The 22964-nt window shown below is 72.7% G+C and carries 19 protein-coding genes; 4 read left to right on the top strand and 15 right to left on the bottom strand.

Translation table 11 applies throughout. The features are described from left to right. Positions 1–78: 78 nt before the first annotated feature. Positions 79–1314 (top strand): histidine kinase, encoded by a 1236-nt coding sequence (locus ACFVHI_RS22225; protein WP_063351046.1) that lies wholly within the window; start codon positions 79–81, stop codon positions 1312–1314. Continuing rightward, on the top strand, positions 1311–2024 hold the full coding sequence (locus ACFVHI_RS22220) for a response regulator transcription factor (protein WP_063347222.1): 714 nt from the start codon (positions 1311–1313) through the stop codon (positions 2022–2024). The genes ACFVHI_RS22225 and ACFVHI_RS22220 overlap by 4 nt, the downstream gene beginning before the upstream one ends. Positions 2025–2052: 28 nt before the next feature. Here the strand turns inward: ACFVHI_RS22220 and ACFVHI_RS22215 are convergent, their stop codons facing one another. After that, positions 2053–2682: a dienelactone hydrolase family protein gene (locus tag ACFVHI_RS22215; protein WP_063347223.1), complete on the bottom strand. Its 630-nt coding sequence runs from the start codon at positions 2680–2682 to the stop codon at positions 2053–2055. 163 nt (positions 2683–2845) lie between these two features. Here ACFVHI_RS22215 and ACFVHI_RS22210 point away from each other — a divergent pair, with 163 nt between their 5' ends. Next, complete coding sequence (locus ACFVHI_RS22210; RefSeq protein WP_063347224.1) at positions 2846–4570, top strand: alkaline phosphatase; 1725 nt, start codon at positions 2846–2848, stop codon at positions 4568–4570. A gap of 102 nt (positions 4571–4672) precedes the next feature. Here the strand turns inward: ACFVHI_RS22210 and ACFVHI_RS22205 are convergent, their stop codons facing one another. From ACFVHI_RS22205 to ACFVHI_RS22180, 6 genes are all read right to left on the bottom strand, one after another. Then, positions 4673–5542: an ABC transporter permease gene (locus ACFVHI_RS22205; RefSeq protein WP_063347225.1), complete on the bottom strand. Its 870-nt coding sequence runs from the start codon at positions 5540–5542 to the stop codon at positions 4673–4675. 56 nt (positions 5543–5598) lie between these two features. Further along, entirely contained in the window at positions 5599–8424 is a 2826-nt protein-coding gene (locus ACFVHI_RS22200; protein WP_063347226.1) for an alpha/beta fold hydrolase, read from the bottom strand. 164 nt (positions 8425–8588) lie between these two features. After that, positions 8589–9050: a GNAT family N-acetyltransferase gene (locus ACFVHI_RS22195; protein ID WP_063347227.1), complete on the bottom strand. Its 462-nt coding sequence runs from the start codon at positions 9048–9050 to the stop codon at positions 8589–8591. 1 nt (position 9051) lies between these two features. Continuing rightward, complete coding sequence (locus tag ACFVHI_RS22190) at positions 9052–9990, bottom strand: RluA family pseudouridine synthase (protein WP_063347228.1); 939 nt, start codon at positions 9988–9990, stop codon at positions 9052–9054. A 60-nt stretch (positions 9991–10050) separates the two neighbouring features. Then, a complete protein-coding gene (gene lspA, locus ACFVHI_RS22185) occupies positions 10051–10704 on the bottom strand; it encodes a signal peptidase II (RefSeq protein WP_079135530.1) in 654 nt (217 codons plus the stop codon). Between the two features lie 164 nt (positions 10705–10868). Then, positions 10869–11336 carry a TraR/DksA family transcriptional regulator gene (locus ACFVHI_RS22180; RefSeq protein ID WP_244293330.1) on the bottom strand — a complete coding sequence of 156 codons (468 nt, stop codon included), beginning with the start codon at positions 11334–11336 and terminating at the stop codon, positions 10869–10871. Positions 11337–11977: 641 nt separating this feature from the next. Here ACFVHI_RS22180 and ileS point away from each other — a divergent pair. After that, positions 11978–15106, top strand: a complete 3129-nt coding sequence (gene ileS / locus ACFVHI_RS22175; RefSeq protein WP_063347230.1) for an isoleucine--tRNA ligase — start codon at positions 11978–11980, stop codon at positions 15104–15106. 185 nt (positions 15107–15291) lie between these two features. Here ileS and ACFVHI_RS22170 read toward each other — a convergent pair whose 3' ends face one another. The 8 genes from ACFVHI_RS22170 to murG form a co-directional block, all read right to left on the bottom strand. Beyond that, positions 15292–16632, bottom strand: coding sequence for a DivIVA domain-containing protein (locus tag ACFVHI_RS22170; RefSeq protein ID WP_063347231.1), 1341 nt, complete (start codon positions 16630–16632; stop codon positions 15292–15294). A gap of 59 nt (positions 16633–16691) precedes the next feature. Beyond that, positions 16692–16973, bottom strand: a complete 282-nt coding sequence (locus ACFVHI_RS22165; RefSeq protein WP_063347232.1) for a YggT family protein — start codon at positions 16971–16973, stop codon at positions 16692–16694. Positions 16974–17072: 99 nt separating this feature from the next. After that, positions 17073–17675, bottom strand: coding sequence for a cell division protein SepF (locus ACFVHI_RS22160; RefSeq protein WP_031071810.1), 603 nt, complete (start codon positions 17673–17675; stop codon positions 17073–17075). Positions 17676–17978: 303 nt separating this feature from the next. After that, on the bottom strand, positions 17979–18785 hold the full coding sequence (locus ACFVHI_RS22155) for a YggS family pyridoxal phosphate-dependent enzyme (RefSeq protein ID WP_079135532.1): 807 nt from the start codon (positions 18783–18785) through the stop codon (positions 17979–17981). Then, entirely contained in the window at positions 18785–19516 is a 732-nt protein-coding gene (gene pgeF, locus ACFVHI_RS22150; RefSeq protein ID WP_363368413.1) for a peptidoglycan editing factor PgeF, read from the bottom strand. The genes ACFVHI_RS22155 and pgeF overlap by 1 nt, the downstream gene beginning before the upstream one ends. Continuing rightward, positions 19513–20724 (bottom strand): cell division protein FtsZ, encoded by a 1212-nt coding sequence (ftsZ, locus tag ACFVHI_RS22145; protein WP_380341913.1) that lies wholly within the window; start codon positions 20722–20724, stop codon positions 19513–19515. Before ftsZ ends, pgeF begins: the two co-directional genes overlap by 4 nt. Before the next feature lie 363 nt (positions 20725–21087). Then, positions 21088–21864 (bottom strand): cell division protein FtsQ/DivIB, encoded by a 777-nt coding sequence (locus ACFVHI_RS22140; protein ID WP_063347234.1) that lies wholly within the window; start codon positions 21862–21864, stop codon positions 21088–21090. Next, on the bottom strand, positions 21857–22963 hold the full coding sequence (gene murG, locus ACFVHI_RS22135) for an undecaprenyldiphospho-muramoylpentapeptide beta-N-acetylglucosaminyltransferase (protein ID WP_063347235.1): 1107 nt from the start codon (positions 22961–22963) through the stop codon (positions 21857–21859). The genes ACFVHI_RS22140 and murG overlap by 8 nt, the downstream gene beginning before the upstream one ends. Position 22964 lies beyond the last annotated feature (1 nt).

Genomic DNA, 22964 nt, shown 5'->3' with positions numbered 1-22964 from the left:
CCGGAACAGAAAGACCGGAACGAACGCTCCCCCGATCGGGGGAGGCCCCCCATGAGCTGCGCCGCAATACTGGTGATCATGATCAGGGGAATCCGGCCGCTGCTGCGCGGCTCCACGTACTCGGGTGTGCTGTTCGCCTTCCTCGGCGCGCTGGCGAGCCTGCCGCTACTGCCGTTCGCGATGCTGCCGATGATGGCCTGGCCGTCCGGCCCCTACCTCACGCGGGCGGTGCTCACCCTGCTGTTCTGGGCGGCGCTGCTCGCCGTGGTCGGGCTGGCCCGCACCACCCGGCGGGTGCTGATCGGCGGCGTCCGCCGGCTGCTGAGGGTGTCGCTGCCGGATCCGGTGTCCGGCGCCCGGGCGGCGGACGCCCCCGGCACCGACCGTTGGCGCACCCCGCTGTGGCTGGTGCTGCACGTGGCGCTGGGCTGGGTGGGAGGCCTGGCCAGCCTCGTGCTGCTCGGCGCAGCCGTGGCCCTGCCGGGCGGCTGGGTCTCCGGTGATGCCCGGCTGAGCTGGCCCGGCCGGTCGGTGCAGCTGACGGGCGCCTGGAGCTGGGTGGTGGCGGCGGCCTGCCTGCTGCTGGCGCCGGTGGTGTGCGCGGCGGTGGCGGGCGCGCTGCGCGGGCTGGCCCCGAAGCTGCTGGGTCCGTCGGCGGCCGAGCGGCTGGCGCTGGCGGCGGAGCGGGAGCGCCGGCTGGCCGAACGCAACCGGCTGGCCCACGAGTTGCACGACTCGATCGGGCACACCCTGACGGCGGCCACGATCCAGGCGGCGGTGGCGGGCGAGGTGCTCTCCGCCGACCCGGTGGCGGCGCGGGCCGCCATGCGCAGCATCGAGGAGTCGACCCGGGCCGCCCTGGAGGACCTGGACTACGTGCTGGGCGCGCTGCGCGAGGAGGAGTCGGGGGCGGCCCCGGCCCGGACCTTGGCCGACCTGCCCGAGCTGCTGGACCGGCTGCGGCACGCCGGCGCGGTGGTGGAGCCGGAGCTGTCCGGCGAGCTGGCGCAGGTGCAGGGGACGCTCTCCCGGGCGGCGTACCGGATCCTCCAGGAGGGGCTGACGAACGCGCTGCGGCACGGAGCGGGCGGCCCGATCGAGGTCCGGGTGGCGGCCGGGCCGGACACCCTGGAGCTCAGCGTGGCCAACCGGACCGGGGCGGGCCCGCGCCAGGGCGCCTTCCCGACCTCCGGCCACGGCCTGCCGGGCCTGGCCGAGCGGGTCCGGCTGCTGCACGGCGAGATCGAGGCCGGGCCGGACGGGCCCCAGGCCTGGCGGCTGGCCGTCCGGCTGCCCGTACGGTTGTCGGCATGACCGGCCCAGATCCCACCGACGCCGCGCCCGACGCCCCGGGCGACGCCACCGGCACCCCCGTCACCCTCCTGATCGCGGACGACGACGAGGTGACCCGCAGCGGCCTGCGCACCCTGCTCGCGGCGCAGCCGGGGATCACGGTGGTCGGGGAGGCGGCCGACGGCGTCGACGCGGTCGAGCAGGCGCAGCGGCTGCGGCCGGACGTGGTCCTGATGGACGTACGGATGCCGCGCCGCAACGGGATCGAGGCCACCCGGCAGTTGCTGGCCGAGTCGGCCGCGCCGCCGAAGGTCGTGGTGATCACCACCTTCGAGAACGACGGCTACGTCACCGCCGCGCTCAGCGCGGGGGCGAGCGGGTTCGTGCTGAAGCGGCTTCCGGTGCGGCAGATCGCGGAGGCGGTGCGGGTGGCGGCGGCCGGGGAGGCGATCCTCTTCCCGGCGGCGCTGCGCCGGATGGTCTCCGCCCGCCCGCTGGACTCCGCCGAGGCGTTGCCCCGGGCGGCGTTGACGGTGCGGGAGGAGGAGGTGCTGCGGTCGATGGCCACGGGCCAGTCCAACCCGGAGATCGCGGAGTCGCTCAGGGTGAGCCTGGAGACGGTGAAGACGCACGTCGGGAACGTGCTGACCAAGCTCGGCGCGCAGAACCGGACCCACGCCGTGGTGATCGCGTACGAGTCCGGCCTGGTGGTGCCGGGGCTCGCCGGCTGACCCGGCCCGCCCCGGCACCCGCCCTCGGTCAGGAATCCAGCTCGCCGAGGAAGTCCAGCGCGATGGCCCAGGCCCGCTCCGCCGCCTCGGCGTCGTAGTCGGCCAGCTCGGTGTCGGTGAACAGGTGCCCGGCGCCCCGGTAGCGGTGCACCTCGACGTCGGCCCCGGCCCGCCGCATCCCCAGGTACCAGGCGTTCAGCCAGTCCTCGGTCTCGAACGGGTCCGGCTCGGCGACGTGCAGCTGCACCGGGATCTCGGTGGCCGCGTCCTCGCGCAGGTCGGAGGTGCCGTGCAGGAGCAGCAGGCCGCGGGCCTTGTCGTCGGCGAGGGCGAGGTTCTGCGCGAGCGAGCCGCCGAGCGAGAAGCCCGCGTAGACCAGGCCGCCGTCGGACAGCGGAGCGGCGGCGGTGACGGCCCGGCGCAGCAGTTCCTCGCTGCCGCCGACCTCCTCCTGGTACGCCAGTCCGGCCTCGATGTCGTCGAAGGTCCGCCCGTCGTACAGGTCCGGGGTGTGCACGGTGTGCCCGGCGGCGCGCAGCCGGTCGGCGGCGGCGTGGACGGCGGAGCGCAGCCCGAGGGCGGAGTGGAAGAGGACGATCTGGGCCACGGTCGGGGTCCTTCGGCAGCTGAGGGCGGGTACTCCCCCATGATCCCGCATGATCCGGCGACCCGACTTCCCCGGCCCGCCCACCCCGGCCTCCCCCGCTCGCCCGCCCCGGGCAACCACACCCGCCCGCTCCACGACGGATCGTCAGGTCACCTGATTTACCTACGCTTTACTAACGGGTAACCTTCCGGACGTGAACGATCTTGTCCATGACATGGCCCCTGCCCACCCGCGCCGCCGCCAGGTCCTGAAGGCCGGCGCGCTGGCCGCCGGCGCGACCGCCGCCCTGCCGATCGCCCTCCCCACCCCCGCCGAAGCCGCCGAGCCGGCCCAGGCCACCCAGACCGCCCAGGCCGCCGGAGCCGCCCAACCCGCGCAGGCCCCCGAAGCCGCCCCCCGCTTCCTGCACGGCATAGCCTCCGGCGACCCCCTCCCCGACGGCGTCCTGCTCTGGACCAGGGTGACGCCCCGCCCCGAGGCCCTCCCCGGCTCGGGCCTCGGCCCCGACACCGAGGTCCGCTGGGAGCTGGCCGCCGACCAGGCCTTCACCCGCGTCGTCGCGAGCGGCACGGTGACCGCCACCGCCGCCGCCGACCACACCGTCAAGGCCGACGTCCGCGGCCTGACCCCGGACACCCCCTACTGGTACCGCTTCACCGCCGCCACCGCCACCACTGGTACCAGCAGCGCCGTCTCCCCCACCGGCCGCACCCGCACCACCCCCGCCACCGACGCCGCCCTCTCCCGGCTGCGGTTCGGCGTCGCCTCCTGCGCCAACTGGGAGGGCGGCTACTTCTCCGCCTACCGCCACCTCGCCGCCCGCGGCGACCTGGACGCCTTCCTCTTCCTCGGCGACTACATCTACGAGTACAAGACCGGCGAGTTCTGCGCCCGCGGCACGGTCGTGCGCCCGCACGCCCCCGCCCACGAGATCCTCACCCTCGCCGACTACCGCACCAGGCACGGCCAGTACAAGACCGACGACGACCTCCAGACCCTGCACGCCAAGCTCCCGACCATCGCGATCTGGGACGACCACGAGTTCGCCAACGACGCCTGGTCCGGCGGCGCCGAGAACCACACCCCGGGCACCGAGGGCGCCTGGGCCGACCGGATGGCCGCCGCCAAGCAGGCCTACTTCGAGTGGATGCCGGTCCGGCCCTCGATCGCCGGCACCACCTACCGCCGCCTGCGCTACGGCAAGCTCGCCGACCTGCACCTGATGGACCAGCGCTCGTTCCGCTCCCAGCAGGCGAAGACGGGCAGCGGCGCCGTCGACTCGGCCGACCGCACCCTCACCGGCCGCGCCCAACTGGACTGGCTCAAGGCCGGGTTGTCCGCCTCCGACACCACCTGGCGACTGATCGGCAACGAGGTGATGATCTCCCCGGTCGCCTTCCTCTCGCTGCCCGACTACCTGCTGCGCCCGCTGGCCAAGCTGCTCGGCCTGCCCGGCGAGGGCGTGGCGGTCAACCCCGACCAGTGGGACGGCTACACCCACGACCGCCGCGAGCTGCTCGGCCACCTCAAGGCGAACGGGATCACCAACACCGTCTTCCTGACCGGCGACATCCACTCCGCCTGGGCCGCCGACGTCCCGAACGAGGCCGCCACCTACCCGCTGTCCGGCAGTGTCGCCACCGAGTTCGTGGTCACCTCGGTGACCTCCGACAACGTCGACGACCTGCTGAAGGTCGCCCCGCAGACCGTCTCGCTGGCGGCCGGCACCGCGATCAAGGCGGCCAACCCGCACGTCAAGTGGGTCGACCTGGACTCGCACGGCTACGGGGTCCTGGACATCACGCCCGAGCAGACCCAGATGGACTACTACGTCCTCTCCGACCGCACCCGCAAGGACGCGACCAGCAGCTGGACCCGCTCCTACCGCACCCGCACCGGCACCCAGCGGATCGAGCGCGCGAACGCCCCGATCGCCTGACCCCAGCCCTGACCCCCGCCCTGCGCCCCACCCCGGTCACCCACCCCGGTCACCCACCCCGGGCCCGCCGCACCCCCGCGGCGGGCCCGCAGCACAACGGCCCTACGACACCACGTCCTTGCGCGCGAACCCCCGGAACGCCAGCGCGAGCAGCACCGCCGCGTACGACAGCGACAGCGAGACGCCCTGCACCATGCCGCCCCACTCCAACTGCGGCTGCAGGGCGTCCGCCCAGGCGTACTGCCAGTGCGCGGGCAGCCACTCCCGCAGGCCCCCCAGCGCCGTGACGGCGTCCAGCACCCCGGTGATGATCGACGCGAACACCGCCCCGCCGACGGCGCCCAGCGGCGCGTCCGTCGCCGTGGAGAGCCAGAACGCCAGCGCGGCGATCACGATCTCGGCGAGGAACACGTACGCCGCCGCGACGGCCAGCCGGGGCAGCGCCTCCCCGGCCGAAAGGCTGGCCCCGGTGGGCAGTTTGAGGTCCCCCCAGCCGTACGCGGCGGTGCCGACGACCAGCCCGATCAGCGGCAGCATCGCCACCGCCACCGCCGAGAACGCCAGCCCGACCGCGAACTTGCGGGCCAGCAGCCGGGCCCGGGGCACCGGCGCGGCCAGCAGGTAGCGCAGCGAGGACCAGCTCGCCTCGGAGGCGACCGTGTCGCCGCAGAACAGCGCCACCGGGATGACCAGCAGGAAGCCGGTGCCCACGAACAGCATGGTGGCGGCGAAGTTGGGCCCGGACGCGGTGGCCAGGTCGATGAAGGTGGTCCGGTCGGGGCGGCTCGGGGTGCCGCCGATCTGGAACGCGGCCAGCATCACGAACGGCAGGGCGGCCAGCACCGCACCGATCACCAGGGTGCGGCGCCGCCGCAGTTGGCGCATCGCCTCCACCCGCAGCGGCAGTGTCCGGCCCGCCCGGTACCCCTCGGCGTGGTCCGCCGACACGACGCCGCTCACGTCACCGCTCACGCCATCACCCACCTCGCTGCTCACCTCACTGCTCACGCCACCGTTCGCACCCCTGCTCACGCCGCACCTCCGATCAACGACAGGAACGCGTCCTCCAGCCGCCGCTGCGGCCCGGCGCTCTCCACCGGCACGCCGAGGCGCACCAGTTCGGCCAGCAGTTCGTGCGCCGCCAGCCCGTCCAGGCGCACCAGCAGCCCGCCCTCGACGGCCTCCGCCGAGCCGACCCCGGCCAGCGCGCCGACCTTCTCGACGACCGACCCGGGCTCGTACCCGGCGGGCACGCCGAGGAACAGCAGCTCGCCCGCGCCGACGATCTCGCCGACGGCCCCGGTGGTGATCAGCCGCCCGCGGTCCATCACCACCAGGTCCGTGCAGCTCTGCTCGACCTCGGCGAGCAGGTGGCTGGAGACGATGACGGTACGGCCGGCGGCGGCGTACCGGATCATCACCTCGCGCATCTCGCGGATCTGCGGCGGGTCGAGCCCGTTGGTCGGCTCGTCGAGGATCAGCAGGTCCGGCATCCCGAGCATGGCCTGGGCGATGGCGAGCCGCTGCCGCATGCCCTGCGAGTAGGTCCGCACGGCGCGGTCGAGCGCCTCGCCGAGACCGGCGATGGCCAGCGCCTCGTCGAAGCGGGCGTCCTCCTCCGGCCGGCCGGTGGCCTGCCAGTACAGCCGCAGGTTGGCCCGGCCGGTGAGGTGCGGCAGGAAGCCCGCGCCCTCGACGAAGGCGCCGACCCGGGAGAGCACCGGCGCACCGGGGCGCACCAGGTGGCCGAAGATCCGGATCTCGCCCGCGTCGGGCCGGATCAGGCCCATCAGCATCCGCAGCGTGGTGGTCTTGCCGGCGCCGTTGGGCCCGAGCAGGCCGAGCACCTGCCCCTGCTCCACCCGAAAGCCCAACTCCCGTACGGCGTAACGGTCCTGGGCGCCCTTGTAGCGCTTGCTCAGGCCGGTGATCTGCAACGGCACCCCGGCCAGCGCCGGGTCGTACGCCGGCCCGTCGCCCGCCCCCCGCCGACGGCGGCGCAGCAGCCGGGGCGACAGCACCAGGCCCAGCGCCACCACGACGGCCGCCAGCGGCAGCAGCCAGGTGCGCGCGGGCAGCGGCGTGGCCTCGGTGACGAGTTCGTCGTCGGTCGGCACGGTGAGCGCCCCGGCCGGCGCGACCCGGTAGGTGGCGGGCTCGACGGGCGAGGCGTACGCGAGGTCGGTGGCGGCCAGCACGAGCCGCAGCCGGTGCCCGGTGGCGAAGGTGTGGTCGACGGCGGGCAGCGCGACCGTGACGGTGCGGCCCGCGTCGGCGCCGGTGACCCGCAGCGGGGCGGCGAGCTGCTGCGGGAGCACGGCCTTGCCGTCCGGGCCCACGTCGTACAGCTTGGCGAAGAGCACCGCGTCCGGCCGGTCGGCGTGCACCTGGACGGGCACGGTGGGCTGCCCGGTCAGGTGCAGCGGCTGGCCCAGCGGCGCGGAGTCGAAGGCGGCGTGCTGGCCGGGGAAGTCGAGCGACAGCCCGGCGCCGAGCGAGGCGGCCTGGCTGAGCGCCCCGATCCCGGGCAGCGTCGAGATCCCGGGCGGGGCGCCGCCGGGCGGGTTGGCGATGGTCTGCTCGCCGCCGGCCAGTTCGACGCCGTGGGAGCCGGTTCCGTCCAGGCCCGGGTAGCGGTCGGCGGAGGCGCCGCGCAGCACGGCCTGGAAGCCGGTGGAGTCGACGCCCCCGGTGCGGGTGACCCGGAACGCGGGGCCGGTGTCGTCGCCCTGCCCCTTCAGGTAGTGGTCGAACCAGGCGGTCACCCGGTCGTCGACCCGGGCGCTGGTGTCGGTGCCGCCGTCGTGCCCGCCGGCGAACCAGTCCACCGAGACGGGCGCGCCGTTGGCCGCGACGGCCCGGGCGATCCGGTCGCCCTGGTCGAGCGGGAACAGCGAGTCCTGCTGGCCCTGCACGACCAGGGTGGGCGCCTTGAGCTGCGCGGCCACCGAGGACGGGCTGGAGCGGTCCAGCAGTGCGACGGCCTCCGGGTCGGCGTGCCCGGCGGTGGCGACCCGGTCGTACATCTGGCAGAGCGACTCCAGGAACCGCCCGCAGCCGACCGGCCCGCCCGCGGCGTCACCGCCCTGCCCGGAACCGCCCTGCCCGGGAGCGCCCTGCCCCGGCCCGGCCCCGCCGCCGCGCGGCGCGCCGCCGGAGGGGCCGAGGTCGCCGGCCGCGCCGGTGGTGAAGAAGATCCCGGCCCAGAGCTTCTTGAACACGCCGTCGACGGCGCCCGAGCCCTGCACGCCCTGCGGGAACAGCGCGTCGGCCAGGTTCCACCAGGTGATCTGGGTGGCCACCGCGTCGATCCGGTGGTCGTACGCGGAGGCCAGCAGCGAGACGGCGCCGCCGTACGAGGCACCGGTGATGCCGACCCGGGGGTCGCCGGGCCCGTCGAGCTGCACCTCGGGCCGCTGGGCCAGCCAGTCCACCAGGTGCTTGACGTCCTCGACCTCGCGGTCGGGCGCGTTGAGGCCGATCTTCCCGCCCGAGTGCCCGAAGCCGCGCGCCGACCAGGTCAGCACCGCGTAGCCCTGTCGGGCCAGCTGCTGGGCGCGTTCGCGCTCGCCGTCCTTGGAGCCGCCGAAGCCGTGCGCGAGCAGGACCGCCGGGCGCGGGGTGCTGCCGGTGGTGAAGAAGGAGGTGTCCACCTGGACCTGCTGGTCACTGCCGGGGGTCTCCGGCATGGCGAGGAAACGGTCCTCCTGATGGACCGCCGGCTCACCGCCGGACGCCACCGTCGCCGTACCCGCCCCGGCCACCACCACCAGGGCCACCGCACCGGCCACCACCCTGCGCCGCACCGTCGTACCCCGGCTGCGCCACCGGCGCCACGCCCCACCGAACTCCATGGGGGCTGATCGTATCCGCCCCCCGGGTAGGCGTCCGATAAGGCCACCGCCGAAGCCGCCGCTTGCGCCCTGTTCACCCCGTTGCGTCCGGGTACCGCACGGGAAAACGGAGATCCCCGCACCCCGTCAGGGGCACGGGGATCCGCACGGCCGGGCCCGAAGCCCTACAGCACCCGCGTCATCGTCCGATGCGGTATCCCCGCGGACTCGTACACCGGGCCCTCGGCCGTGTACCCCAGCCGCTCGTAGAACCCCAGCGCCCCCACCTGCGCGTGCAGTTCCACCTCGACGGCCCCGCGGTCGAGCCCGGCCGCCTCGATCGCCCGCACCAGCTGGGCCCCGAGCCCGGTCCCCCGGGCCGCCGACACCACCGCGAGGCGTCCGAGCAGCACCCGGCCCTCGACACCCCCGGTGAGCTTCAGCGCCTGCTCCCCGAAGATCAGCCGTGCGGTCCCGAGCGCGGTCCCGTCCGCCGCCACGGCCAGCAGGTGCACCGAGGTCGCGTCGTACTCGTCGTACTCCAGTTCCTCCGGCACGTGCTGCTCGACGATGAACACCTCGCGCCGCACGTCCCGCACCAGAGTCAGGTCCGCGGCGCCCGCCGCGGTCCGGATGGCCGCCGTCATCTCAGCTCTCCGACGAGATGATGTCGAGCGCCTTGCGCAGGTCGGGCGAGTACTCGCTGGAGAACTCGACCCACTGCCCGTCCGCCGGGTGCTCGAAGCCGAGCGACACGGCGTGCAGCCACTGCCGGGTCAGCCCGAGCCGCTTGGCCAGCGTCGGGTCGGCGCCGTAGGTCAGGTCGCCCACGCAGGGGTGGCGCAGCGCGGACATGTGGACCCGGATCTGGTGGGTGCGCCCGGTCTCCAGCTTGATGTCGAGCAGCGAGGCCGAGCGGTAGGCCTCGACCAGGTCGTAGTGGGTGACGGACGGCTTGCCGTCCTTGGTCACGGCCCACTTCCAGTCCGAGCTGGGGTGCCGTCCGATCGGCGCGTCCACGGTGCCGCTCAGCGGGTCCGGGTGCCCCTGCACGAGGGCGTGGTAGCGCTTCTCGGTGATCCGGTCGTGGAACTGCCGCTTGAGGTCGGTGTACGCGCGCTCGGACTTGGCGACGACCATCAGCCCGGAGGTGCCGACGTCGAGCCGGTGCACGACGCCCTGGCGCTCGGCGGCGCCGGAGGTGGAGATCCGGTAGCCGGCCGCGGCGAGCCCGCCGATGACGGTGGTGCCGGTCCAGCCGGGGCTGGGGTGCGCGGCGACGCCGACCGGCTTGTCGACGAGCACGATGTCCTCGTCGTCGTGGACGATCCGCATGCCCTCGACCGGCTCGGCGATGATCCGCACGGGGGCGGCGGGGGCGGGGATCTCGACCTCCAGCCAGGAACCGGCGGTCACCCGGTCCGACTTTCCGGCCACGGCGCCGTCGAGCGTCACCTTGCCGTCGGCGGCCAACTCGGCGGCCTTCGTCCGGGAGAAACCGAACATCCGGGCGAGGGCGGCGTCGAGGCGCTCGCCCTCCAGGCCGTCGGGTACGGGGAGGCTGCGGATCTGCGCTGCGGTACTCACCCGTACGAGTATGCCGGAACCGCGGCCCTCCGCCGCCCGCCCGACCGCCCGGGGCCCCTGCTACTCGGTCTTGCCGCCCTGCTGGTGGACGGTGCCGTCCGGGTTGCTGCCCCGGAAGGAGAGCAGCACGACGAGGATTCCGCCGCAGACGATCGCCGAGTCGGCGAGGTTGAAGACCGCGAAGTGCTGGACGGAGATGAAGTCGACGACGTGCCCGCGGAAGACGCCCGGCGAGCGGAACAGCCGGTCGGTGAGGTTGCCCAGGGCCCCGCCGAGCAGCAGCCCGAGCGCGATCGCCCAGGGCAGGCTGTACAGCCGGCGGGCGATCCGCCAGATCACCACGATGACGGCCGAGGCGATCATCGTGAAGACGACGGTCAGCGCCTGCCCCATGCCGAAGGCGGCGCCGGAGTTGCGGATGACCTGGAAGGTGACGACGTCCCCGATCACCTTGATCGCCGCGTGGTTCTCCAGCCGGGCCACGACCAGCAGCTTGCTGCCGAAGTCGATCAGGAAGGCGAGCAGCGCGACGACCATCAGCACGCCGATCCGCCGACGGCCCTTCGGCGCCTCCGCCGCGGCCGGGGCGGTCGCCTCGGCGGGCTCGGCAGGCTCCGCGGGCTCGGTGGGCTCGGCCACGGCCACCTCCACGGCTTCGGCGGGGGTCGGGACGGCGTCGTCCCGCGTCTGGGGGGAACCTTGCGTACTGATGATCCGCTCCGCTGCCGGTGGAGCTCCCCCGGTTGGAGGTGGGGGAGGGTGGGCCCATGGTCGCCGTACCGGACACCTCCGAACCGGACGTGTCCCAGGATTCAGGCGACGTTACGGGGTCGAGCGTACGGCAAGCCCGACCCCCTGCGCCGCCCCGGTCGGCCGCGTCAGCGGCGTTCCTGCTTGGCCTTGCACTGCACGCAGAGCGTGGCCCGGGGGAAGGCCTGCATCCGGGCCTTTCCGATGGCCTGCCCGCAGGACTCGCAGGTGCCGAAGCCGACGCCCTCCAGCCTGGTCAGGGCCCGCTCGGTCTGGGCGAGGCTGTCCCGGGCGTTGTTGGCGAGCGCGAGTTCACTCTCCCGCGAGATGTTCTTCGTACCGGCGTCCACCTGGTCGTCACCGGCTCCGTCGTTGGAGTCACGCATCAGGCCGGAGATGGCCGCCTCGGCGGCGTCGATCTCGTTCTGCAGCCGCTCCAGCTCGCTGATGAGCTCGGTGTGCAGCTCGTGGACCTCGTCGGTGGTCCACGGGTCCTCGCCGGGCCGGACCGGCAACGTGGCCGGGTCCACCGACTCGGCGCCGCGCGGCACGGTGACGGTGTCGGTGCTGCTCTTCTGCCGTGCGGTAGTGGTCACGGTCCCCTCCCCTGGATCGGCCGCCACGGCCTTGCGTGCCCGCTTGGTGGCGGTACCCGCGCCGGTTGCCTTCTCAGCCATGGCTTCGACCCCATCTACGAACGAATCGAGCCGCCGGTTCCCGGCGGCCTCCAGTGCCGGAACGATAATCCCGATCAAAACCGGTCACAACATGACATTCCGACGCCCCATGATGATCCCACCCAGGCAGTCGCCCCAGCCGCCACGCCCCGCGCGCTGACCAGACTTGTGCCCAGATCACCCCCGCCTAACCACCACCGCCGCCGGCCCCGGAGCGCCCCGGCCGTCCACCGCGGGGAAAAACGATTTGGACAAACCGACTCACCCGGCCGATACACTGGCCCTGCAAGGCGCAGATGGGACGAGTACCGACGTACGCAGCCACCAGCGACCCGGGGACGGTGCGAGCCCGGGGGTGTGCACGGCGGGAAGATCACCCCGGAGCCGCCGGAAGAACGGCCGCCCGCCACCGCGCGGGCCGGCCCACTAGACCCGGCAGCAAGCCCAAACAAGAGGGCCGCAGCAGCACCGCGGCCAAGGAGGGTGGTACCGCGGGGCGGCTCGCCGTCTCGTCCCTCCGTCGGATCCCGTTCACATCCGCCGGAGGTATGACGCCCGCGATGAGCACCTACAACTCCGTCCCCGCACAGGTGGACCTGCCCGCCCTCGAACACCAGATCCTGTCGTTCTGGCAGGACAACAAGATCTTCCAGCGCAGCCTGGAGCAGTCCGAGGGCCGCCCCGAGTGGGTCTTCTACGAGGGCCCGCCGACCGCCAACGGCATGCCCGGCGCCCACCACATCGAGGCCCGCGTCTTCAAGGACGTCTTCCCGCGCTTCCGGACGATGAAGGGCTACCACGTCGCCCGCAAGGCCGGCTGGGACTGCCACGGCCTCCCGGTCGAGCTCGCCGTCGAGAAGGAGCTGGGCTTCTCCGGCAAGCAGGACATCGAGGCGTACGGCATCGCCGAGTTCAACGCCAAGTGCCGCGAGTCGGTGACCCGCCACACCGACGCCTTCACCGAGCTGACCACCCGCATGGGGTACTGGGTCGACCTCGACGAGGCCTACCGGACGATGGACCCGTCGTACGTCCAGTCCGTCTGGTGGTCGCTCAAGCAGATCTTCGACAAGGGCCTGCTGGTCCAGGACCACCGGGTCGCCCCCTGGTGCCCGCGCTGCGGCACCGGCCTGTCCGACCACGAGCTGGCCCAGGGCTACGAGACCGTCGTCGACCCCTCGGTCTTCGTCCGCTTCCCGCTGACCAGCGGCCCGCTGGCCGGCCGGGCCGCGCTGCTGGTCTGGACCACCACCCCGTGGACCCTGGTCTCCAACACCGCCGCCGCCGTCCACCCGGAGGTCACCTACGTGGTGGCCACCGACGGCGAGGAGAAGCTGGTCGTCGCCGAGCCGCTGCTCGCCAAGGCCCTCGGCGAGGGCTGGGAGGCCACCGGCGAGTCCTTCACCGGCGCCGAGATGGAGCGCTGGGCCTACCGCCGCCCGTTCGACCTGGTCGAGATCGAGAACGCGCACTACGTCCTCAACGCGGACTACGTCACCACCGAGGACGGCACCGGCATCGTCCACCAGTCGCCCGCCTTCGGCGCGGACGACCTCGCGACCTGCCGCAAGTACGGCCTGCCGGTGGTCAACCCGGTCCTCGCCGACGGCACCTTCGCCCCCGAGGTCCCGCTGGTCGGCGGCCAGTTCTTCAAGAAGGCCGACGAGGCCCTGGTCGCGGACCTCAAGGAGCGCGGCCTGCTCTTCCGCCACCTCCCGTACGAACACAGCTACCCGCACTGCTGGCGCTGCCACACCGCGCTGCTCTACTACGCGCAGCCGTCCTGGTACATCCGCACCACCGCGGTCAAGGACGCCCTGATCCGGGAGAACGAGGCCACCAACTGGTACCCGGAGACCGTCAAGCACGGCCGCTTCGGCGACTGGCTGAACAACAACATCGACTGGGCGCTCAGCCGTAACCGCTACTGGGGCACCCCGCTGCCGATCTGGCGCTGCGAGGAGGGCCACCTCACCTGCGTCGGCTCGCTGGCCGAGCTCTCCGAGCTCACCGGCACCGACCAGAGCGAGCTCGACCCGCACCGCCCGTACATCGACGACGTGACCTTCGCCTGCCGCGAGTGCGGCGGCGCCTCGACCCGGGTCCCCGAGGTCATCGACGCCTGGTACGACTCGGGCTCGATGCCCTTCGCCCAGTACGGCTACCCGTACCAGAACAAGGAGCTGTTCGAGAAGCGCTACCCGGCGCAGTTCATCTCCGAGGCGATCGACCAGACCCGTGGCTGGTTCTACACGCTGATGGCGGTCGGCACCCTGGTGTTCGACAAGAACAGCTACGAGAACGTCGTCTGCCTGGGCCACATCCTGGCCGAGGACGGCCGCAAGATGTCCAAGCACCTGGGCAACATCCTGCAGCCGATCCCGCTGATGGACCAGCACGGCGCCGACGCCGTCCGCTGGTTCATGGCCGCCGGCGGTTCGCCCTGGTCGGCCCGCCGGGTCGGCCACGGCACCATCCAGGAGGTGGTCCGCAAGACCCTCCTCACCTACTGGAACACCGTCGCCTTCCAGGCCCTGTACGCCCGCACCGCCGGCTGGTCCCCCTCGGCGGCCGATCCGGCCCCGGCCGACCGCCCGCAGCTGGACCGCTGGGTGCTCTCCGAGCTGAACACCCTGGTCCGCGAGGTCGACGCCGCCTTCGAGGCGTACGACACCCAGCGCGCCGGCAAGCTGCTGTCCGGCTTCGTCGACGACCTGTCCAACTGGTACGTCCGCCGCGGCCGCCGCCGCTTCTGGCAGGGCGACGCGGCCGCGCTCGCCACCCTGCACGAGGCGCTGGAGACGGTCACCCGCCTGATGGCCCCGATGACCCCGTTCATCACCGAGCAGGTCTGGCAGGACCTGGTCGTCCCGATCGCCGCGGACGCCCCGGCCTCGGTCCACCTGGCCACCTGGCCGCAGGCGGACGAGTCGCTGATCGACACCGACCTCTCCCGGCACATGGCGCTGGTCCGCCGCCTGGTGGAGCTCGGCCGGGCCACCCGCGCCGAGTCCGGCGTGAAGACCCGTCAGCCGCTGTCCCGCGCGCTGATCGCCGCCCAGGGCTGGGACGAGCTGCCCGCCGACCTGCGCGCGCAGATCGCCGAGGAGCTCAACGTCTCCACCCTGGAGTCGCTCGCCGAGGTCGGCGGCTCGCTCGTCGACACCAGTGCCAAGGCCAACTTCCGCGCCCTGGGCAAGCGGTTCGGCAAGGGCGTGCAGGACGTCGCCAAGGCGGTCGCCGCCACCGACGCCGCCCGCCTGGCCGCCGAACTGCGCGCCGACGGCGAGACCTCGGTCGAGCTGAACGGCGAGCCGGTCGCCCTCTCCCCGGACGAGGTGATCATCACCGAGACCCCGCGCGAGGGCTGGGCCGTCGCCAACGAGTCCGGCGCCACCGTCGCCCTCGACCTGGCCATCACCCCGGAGCTCAAGCGGCTCGGCGTCGCCCGCGACGCCATCCGCCAGATCCAGGAGGCCCGCAAGAACTCCGGCCTCGACGTCGCCGACCGGATCGTCCTGCGCTGGCGGGCCACCACCGAGGAGACCGCCGAGGCCATCGCCGAGCACGGCCCCCTCGTCGCCGAGGAGGTCCTGGCCACCGACTTCGCCGCCGGCACGGCCGACTGGGACTCCGAGACCTTCGCCGACGAAGCCCTCGGCCTCGCCTTCCAGCTCCGCAAGGCCTGACCGACTCCGAAGCCGCCGTCACCCCGCCCGGGGCGACGGCGGCTTCGCCGTACCCGCGCGCCCCTGAAGTGGCGTCACCACCCCGCGCGCGCCCATCCCCCGCCCCCGTCCGCACCACAGCAGAGCGCCCCCTGTTCGACCCGTGGGTCGAACAGGGGGCGCTCTCAAAAGGCCGTGCTACAACCTCAGTTGTCGCCGTCCTCGTCGATCAGGAAGCCCCGCATCGGCGCCGGAGCCTGCTGCATCGGCTGCGGAGGCTGCGGGCGGACGGCCGCCATCGGCTGCGTCATCCCGGCCGGCTGCATCTGCGGCGCGCCGGTGTTGCCACCGGACGCCTGGCCGCCGAAGCTCGGCGCCGGCGGGTTGCCGCCGAAGGAGCTCTGCCCACCGAACGACGGCGCGTTGCCGCCGAAGGCCGGCTGGTTGCCACCGAAGGCCGGGGCACCGCTCATCGCACCGGCACCGGCCGGAGCCATCGACGAGGCCGCCGGCGGCAGCGACGCGGTGGCGGGGATCCGCGGCGGGGCGAGCGAGTCGTCGGCCTGCGACTCCAGCTGGCGCAGCTGGGTCTCCAGGTACGACTTCAGGCGCGTCCGGTACTCGCGCTCGAACGCCCGCAGGTCCTCGACCTTGCGCTCCAGCGTGGCGCGCGCGGACTCCAGCGAGCCCATCGCGACGCGGTGCTTCTCCTGCGCGTCCCGCTCCAGGGCGTCGGCCTTGGCACGGGCGTCGCGCTCCAGGCCCTCGGCGCGGCTGCGGGCCTCGCCGACGATCTTGTTGGCCTCGGAACGGGCCTCCGAGATCGCCTGGTCGGCGGTCTGCTGAGCGAGCGCCAGAACACGGGCGGCACTGTCGCCACCGGGGCCCTGCTGCTGCATGGGGGCGCCGAGCGGGCCGCCCATCTGCTGCTGCGGCGGGCCGCCCATGGGGCCACCCATCGGCTGCATCTGCTGCTGCTGGCCCATGCCCTGGCCCATCGGGTTGCCCATCTGCTGCGGACCACCGGGGCCGCCCATGGGCTGGAGCATCTGACCGCCCATCGGCTGCACCAGCTGCTGCTGGCCGCCCATGGTCTGGTTCATCTGCTGCTGCTGGCCGCCCATCTGCTGGGGGCCGGCGGGGAGCTGCGGGGCGCCGGAGGGCAGGCCGAGCGGCTGGTTGCCCATCTGCTGCTGCTGCGGGCCGCCCATCTGCTGCTGCTGCTGCGGACCACCGGGGCCCATCTGCTGCTGCTGCGGACCGGGGCCCTGCTGGCCGGGAACCGGCGGGCCGGATATGGCGGCCGGGACGGGGGCGCCGGAACGGGCGTCCTGCGGCGGCTCCTTCCGCATGTTCGCCTGGTTCTGCGCGGCGGCGCGAGTCGCGGCGGCCAGCTTGGCGCGCAGGTCCTCGTTCTCGCGAAGCAGGCGGGTCAGCTCTCCTTCGACCTCGTCGAGGAAGGCATCGACCTCGTCCTCGTCATAGCCTTCGCGCAGGCGGACGGTCGTGAACTGCTTGTTCCGAACGTCCTCGGGGGTCAATGGCATCTCTTCACCTCAACGTGATCGTCGGCACACCGGCATCCTGTCGCATCGCTCACCTACGACTAGGGCCGCACAAGCGAGATCAGGACATACACAATGATCATCAGTACGAAGAAGGACAGGTCGAGCGCCACGCCCCCGAAACGCAACGGCGGAATGAACCGCCGAAGAAGCTTGAGCGGCGGATCCGTGACAGTGTACGTGGCCTCCAGGACCAGGACCATGGCCTTGCCGGGCCGCCACGAACGCGCGAACTGGAAGACCCAGTCCATGACCAGTCGCACAAGCAGGAACACCAGGAAGACGGTCAGGGCGTAGTAGAGCACCGCCCACACGATGTCCATCGCGTTTCCCTCTCCCCGGTTCCGGGCCCTCGGGCCCGCCGCTCGTCACCTGTCGCTAATCCACTGTTGATCAGATCCACACGTAAAGTCGTGGCCGGGTCAGCTCTGGTTGAAGAACCCACCCTCGGCGATCCGAGCCTTGTCCTCCGCCGTGACATCGACGTTAGCAGGCGACAGCAGGAACACCTTCTGTGTCACGCGCTCGATACTGCCGTGCAGACCGAAGACGAGTCCAGCGGCGAAGTCTACGAGTCGCTTCGCGTCGGTGTCGTCCATCTCGGTCAGATTCATGATCACGGGGGTCCCGCCACGGAACTGTTCCCCGATGGTACGGGCCTCGTTGTAGGTTCGCGGGTGCAGCGTGGTGATGCGGTAGGGCTCTCGTTCGTTCACTACCTTGGGCATGATCACCGGGGCGCTCTTCTCCAGGTTGTGGCGGCGTTCGGGTGTGATGGACGACACGGGGGCCATCCTCGGGGTCTCCTGCCGGATCGGCACCGCGGCCGGAACCGGCTGCGGGGTGATCGAGGAGACCGGGGCGGGCGCGGCGGCCGGCCGGGGGATGTCCTCGGTCCGCTGTCCCGTTCGAATCGGCTCGGGGTCCGCGTCGTAGTCGTCGTCAGGGTCGTACCCCTGACCGTCGTACGTCTCGTCCTCCACGAGGCCGAGGTAGACCGCCATCTTGCGCATTGCGCCGGCCATGCTCCTGTCTCCTCCGCTCATAGCCACCTCGCTGGCGCTCGGTGGCGGCTTCGCGAAACGCGCACCTTCCGATGGTCGCTCGCTCTGCTCGCTCCGTGCGGACCGGCTCCGTCCCGGCGGCCAGGCCGTGCGGCCCTGCCTGCGGATTCCGCGGTCCACCCACGACGGCCCGTCAGGCCGACGGCCGGTCAGAGTTCTTGGGGTGGGGGCCGCGGAGCTGCGATCCACGGTTCGCTAGCGCTCCGAGGAGCTGCTAGATTCTGTCCTATTTTGTCCTGCAGTCTGATCTACTACCCGGTGACGTTACCTGAGGGGTGACCTCACTCCGAGTACCGCCGTTCCGACGCGCACATGTGTCGCCCCGGCGGCAATCGCCTGCTCAAGGTCACCGCTCATCCCTGCGGAGACCATGGTGGCAGCAGGATGGGTCGTGCGTACTGCGGTTGCGATTTCCGTCAGCCGCTCGAAGGCGCGGAGCGGGTCCCCGGCGAGCGGACCGGCCAGCGGAGCGACGGTCATCACACCGTCCAGCCGCAGGCCGGGCGTGTCGGCGATCGCGTCCGTGAGTTCCGCGACATCCTCCGGGGCGACTCCGGCCCGGTGGGCCCCCTCGCCGTGCTCCTTGTCCAGGGCCACCTGCACCAGGCAACCCAGCTCCGGGCGCTCGGACTTGAGCACCGCCGCGGAGAGCGACCCGACCAGCCGCAGCCGGTCCACCGAGTGCACGTGGTTCGCGTACCGGACGACCGAGCGGACCTTGTTGGTCTGCAGCTGTCCGACGAAGTGCCAGTCAAGAGGAAGGTTTCTGCACTGCTCTGCCTTGGGTGCGGCGTCCTGGTCGCGGTTCTCCGCGACATCCGTCACACCCAGTCCGGCCAACAGCGCGGTGTCCTCGGCGGGGTAGGTCTTGGTGACGACGACCAGGGTGACCTCGTCGCGCGGCCGTCCGGCAGCCGCACAGGCGTCGGCGATCCGCCGCTCGACCACGTCGAGGTTGGTCCCCAGCTCCTCGTACCGGGCCCGCTGCCCCTCCGTCAGGGTCTCCAGCCAGCTCTGGTCGGGAAGGCCGCCGCGACTCCCCGGGAACGGTCCGTAGATGTCGTTCGTCATCAATGATCAGAGCCCAACCAGACGTAGCTCGCGAGCCGGCCGGTGCGCTGCTCGCGGCGATAGGAGTAGTGGTCCGCGGATTCGAGGGTGCAGACCGGTGACCGCACCAACTCGGTGACCCCGGCGGCGGCCAGCTGGGCCGCGACCCCCTCGGCCACGTCCAGCGCCGGTGTTCCCCAGGAGGTCTCGGCGAACGCGGCGGGCACCACCGCGGCGACCTCCGCCCGCAGGCCGGCCGGCACCTCGTAGCACCGGCCGCAGACCGCCGGGCCGGTGGCCGCGGCGATCCGGCCGGGTTCGGCCCCCAGTTCGACCATCGCCCGCACGACCGCGGGCACCACCCCGGCCGCCAGCCCGGGCCGGCCCGCGTGGGCCGCGCCCACCACGCCCGCCACCGGATCGGCCAGCAGCACCGGGGTGCAGTCGGCGGTCAGGACGGCGAGCGCCAGCGGCCGGTCGGTGACCACCGCGTCCACCGTGGGGGCGTCCCCCGGCGACTGGCGCTGCGTCACCACGGCGACCTGCGCACCGTGCACCTGGTTCATCCAGACCACGTCGGCCGGGTCGAGCCCGAGCTCCCCGGCGGCGATCGCCCGGTTCTCCCGGACGGTCTCCGGGTCGTCCCCCACCGCCCCGCCGAGGTTGAGCTCCCCGTACGGCGAAGTGCTCACCCCGCCCCACCTGTCGGTGAAGGCGAAGTGAGCACCCGCGCGTACGGCGTGATCGATCACTTAAGGAAATCCGGGACGTCGAGCTCCTCCGCCGGGCTCTCGACGTACGGCTGCCGGACCGGCTGCACCTGCGGCGGCACCGGGGCGGCGGTCACGGTCTCGGTGGCCCGCGGCGAGGAGTGGGTCTCCCCCTCCGAACGGGAGGTCACCGAGCCGATGCTCCCGTAGGACGGCCGGGTGGCCGGGCGCTCCGGGGCGGCCGGCGGCGTGGCCGCGGCGGGGGTGGCCTTGACCACCGGGTCGCGGACGATCGCCGGCGGCTGCCCGCCGTCGAAGCCGGCCGCGATGACGGTGACCCGGACCTCGTCGCCGAGCGCGTCGTCGATGACCGCGCCGAAGATGATGTTGGCCTCGGGGTGCGCGGCCTCGCTGACCAGCTGGGCCGACTCGTTGATCTCGAACAGGCCGAGGTCGGAGCCGCCCGAGATGGAGAGCAGCACGCCGCGGGCGCCGTCGATCGAGGCCTCCAGCAGCGGCGAGGAGATCGCCATCACGGCGGCCGCCTTGGCGCGGTCCTCGCCGCGGGCCGAGCCGATGCCCATGAGCGCCGAACCGGCCTCCGACATGACGGACTTGACGTCGGCGAAGTCGAGGTTGATCAGGCCGGGGGTGGTGATCAGGTCGGTGATGCCCTGGACACCGGAGAGCAGGACCTGGTCGGCCGAGCGGAACGCGTCGAGCACGCTGACCTGGCGGTCCGAAATGGACAGCAGCCGGTCGTTGGGGATCACGATGAGGGTGTCGACCTCTTCGCGCAGGCTCGCGATGCCGTCCTCGGCCTGGTTGGCGCGGCGGCGGCCCTCGAAGGTGAAGGGCCGGGTGACCACGCCGATGGTCAGGGCGCCGAGCGAACGGGCGATGTTGGCGACCACGGGCGCGCCGCCCGTGCCCGTGCCACCACCCTCACCCGCGGTGACGAAGACCATGTCGGCCCCCTTGAGGACCTCCTCGATCTCCTCGCGGTGGTCCTCGGCGGCCTTGCGGCCGACCTCAGGGTTGGCGCCGGCGCCGAGGCCCCGGGTGAGTTCACGGCCCACATCGAGCTTGACGTCGGCGTCGCTCATCAGGAGGGCCTGCGCATCGGTGTTGATCGCGATGAACTCGACGCCCTTGAGACCGACCTCGATCATCCGGTTGATGGCGTTGACACCACCGCCGCCGATTCCGACGACCTTGATGACTGCGAGGTAGTTCTGCGGTGCTGCCACGTCGAAGGCCTCTCGCCTCGAATTTCCGGGTCGGTCCGACCCGACGGGGGATCGTACCGACGGATGTCGATGGGTAGGGAGCCTGGTTTCTGACTGAATGTCCGAAATGCCGACCGCCGACCCCAACCCTAAACTTGACCTTTAGGGTTAGTCCTGTGCCTCCGTCACATCACCAGGGGGCACAGTCTGGTGACACAGGACACTAGGTGGCTCCAGGCACGTGTTTCAACGAACACGCCGAGCTTCCCCTTTTCTTTTGAGCCTATGTGATCATCGGCCGGCATATGAAACCGGGGTGACCACCAAGGGTCGGGCCGACACTTCACAGCGTCAACCCCTCCCTCAGGCACAGAACCTACCGGATCATCCCGACACCGCCGGCGCCTCCGGCGCACTCACGTCGAAGTTCGAGCCCTTCTGAGCCATCAACGCGACCAGTGTCCGGGCCTTGCGATCGGTCTGCTCCGGGCTCCCCCAGCGCACCGTTGCACCCCCGCTGAGCTGCAGCTGAATATCGTCGTACGAGTGCACCAGCACCGCTCCGGCCCGCTTCGCCACCTCGGGCGGCAGTCCGGCGGCCACCGACACCGCGCCCTGCACCAGCTGCGCACGGGAGATCACCCCGTCCGCGTCCTTCGCCTGCTGACTGAGCCGCAGTTCCACCACCGGCACCCCCTCCGGCGGGGCCGCCTCGGTGGCGAAGCTCACGCCGACGGCGTCCACCTGGGTGAACTGACCGTCCTCCCCCTTGACGGCCGCCACCGCCGTGCGCTGGACGACCTTCACCCGCAGGGTGTGCGGCCAGCCCCGCCACACCTCGGCCTTCGCCACCCGGGGGATCGCCTCCACCCGGTGCTGGACGGCGTCCAGGTCCACTCTGGCCAGCGGGCCGTCACCGATCCCGCCGATCGCCTCGCGGACCTGGTCCGCCGTCAGCTTCTCGTCCTTCGACCCCTGGACCGCGACCTCGCGCACGTCCAGCACCGAGGAGAAGAACACCACCCAGGCCAGCACGCCCAGCACCGCGGCGCCGAGCACGCTCAGCACCACGATGCCCCGCCGGGAGAGCCGGAGCCGAGGAGCGGACTCCTCGGCCTCCAGCTCTTCCTCCAACGGGTCGGCGAGCCGGCCGTCAGCCACGGCGGCGACCGCCGCGGGAGGCCTGGATGGCCTCGTAGACCATGCCGACCAGCAGGTCGTCGGCGTCCCGGCGGCCGAACTCGGCGGCGGCCCGGCTCATGTCCCACAGCCGCTGCGGGTCGGTGAGCACCGGCAGCACGTTCTGCAACACCCATTCCGGGGTCAGCTCGGCGTCGTCCACCAGCAGGCCGCCGCCGGCCTTGACCATCGGCTGGGCGTTCAGCCGCTGCTCGCCGTTGCCGATCGGCAGCGGGACGAACGCGGCGGGCAGCCCGACGGCGGCCAGCTCGGCGACGGTCATGGCACCGGCCCGGCAGAGCATCAGGTCCGCCGCCGCGTAGGCGAGGTCCATCCGGTCGACGTACGGCACCGCGCGGTACGGCGGCATCCCGGGGATGTCCTCGACCTGCGGCAGCTCGTTCTTCGGGCCGACGGCGTGCAGGATCTGCACGCCGTACTGCTGGAGCCGCGGGGCGATCGCGGTGACCACCTCGTTGAGCCGGCGCGCGCCCTGGGAGCCGCCGGAGACCAGCAGGGTGGGCAGCCGCTGGTCGAGGCCGAAGTAGTGCCGGGCCTCCGGCCTGGCGGCGCCCCGGTCCAGGGTGGCGATGGTCCGGCGCAGCGGGATGCCGATGTACCGGGAGTCGCGCAGCTTGCTGTCCGGCGTGGAGACCGCGACGAAGTCCGTGTAGCGGGCGCCGATCTTGTTGGCCAGGCCCGGACGGGCGTTCGCCTCGTGCACCACGATCGGCACGCCGGCCCGCTTGGCGGCCAGGTAGGCGGGCATCGCGACGTAGCCGCCGAAGCCCACCACGGCGTCCGCGTTGACCCGCTCGATGATCTCCTGGGCGGCCCGGACGGTGCCGCGCAGCCGGCCGGGGACGGTGATCAGCTCGGGGGTGGGCTTGCGGGGCAGCGGGACGGCCGGAATCAGCTCCAGCTGGTAGCCGCGTTCCGGCACCAGCCGGGTCTCCAGTCCGCGCTCGGTTCCCAGGGCGGTGATCCCGATGGACGGGTCGTGCCTGCGGAGGGCGTCCGCGAGGGCCAGCGCCGGCTCGATGTGACCGGCGGTCCCCCCGCCGGCGAGTACGACATGCACC

The organism is Kitasatospora sp. NPDC127121, assembly GCF_042677305.1.
Classification (GTDB): domain Bacteria; phylum Actinomycetota; class Actinomycetes; order Streptomycetales; family Streptomycetaceae; genus Kitasatospora.
The sequence above is the reverse complement of the archived record's forward strand: the minus strand, read 5'-3'. Positions and strand labels throughout refer to the sequence as shown.